We start from the raw sequence: 643 nt of genomic DNA on the forward strand, positions 1-643 counted from the left end.
ACTGGGACTGGCTGACAAGCGCCGTCACCGGCGACCTCGGTAATTCGTTGGTCCCGCCGCAGCAGGATGTCCTCACGGCAATCACGTCCGCGCTTCCCGTCAGCGTCCAGCTGGCCGTGATGGGCCTCGTCATCGCCCTGGTTGTCGCAGTCCCGCTGGCACTGTGGTCTGCGCACCACGAAGGTGGCGTCATCGACCGCGTCATCAGCGCCGCGACGTTCGGTGTCCTGTCGGTCCCGAGCTTCCTCGCCGGCTTGCTGCTCATCATGGTCACGGTCAACTGGCTCGGCTGGTTCCCGCGTTCACAGTGGGTTCGCATCGGCGAAAGCCTCTCCGGAAACCTCTCTCACGCAATACTTCCCGCGATCACCATCAGCCTCCTCGAGATGGCGATGTTCACTCGCGTTCTACGCAGCGACCTGGTCACCACCCTGCGTGAGGATTACATCCTCGCCTCGAAGGCCAAGGGCATGCCCACGCTGCGTGTCCTGTTCGGTGATGCACTGCGCCCGTCGTCGTTCTCGCTCATCACCATGATGGGTCTGGCACTCGGCGGCATGATCGGCAGCACCGTGATCGTCGAGACGCTGTTCTCACTACCCGGAATGGGCAGCCTGATCGTTCGCGCTGCGCAACAGGGCGA

1 protein-coding gene is annotated in these 643 nt (G+C 63.6%); it reads left to right on the plus strand.

Annotated features, from left to right (window positions below; translation table 11 throughout):
• The coding region (locus tag MTX36_RS29465; protein ID WP_243623202.1) for an ABC transporter permease at positions 1-643 on the plus strand (643 nt) is incomplete at both ends.

Origin of the sequence: Rhodococcus sp. ARC_M6 (assembly GCF_022810305.1) — a bacterium.
In the GTDB taxonomy this organism is placed as follows: Bacteria; Actinomycetota; Actinomycetes; order Mycobacteriales; family Mycobacteriaceae; genus Rhodococcus_F.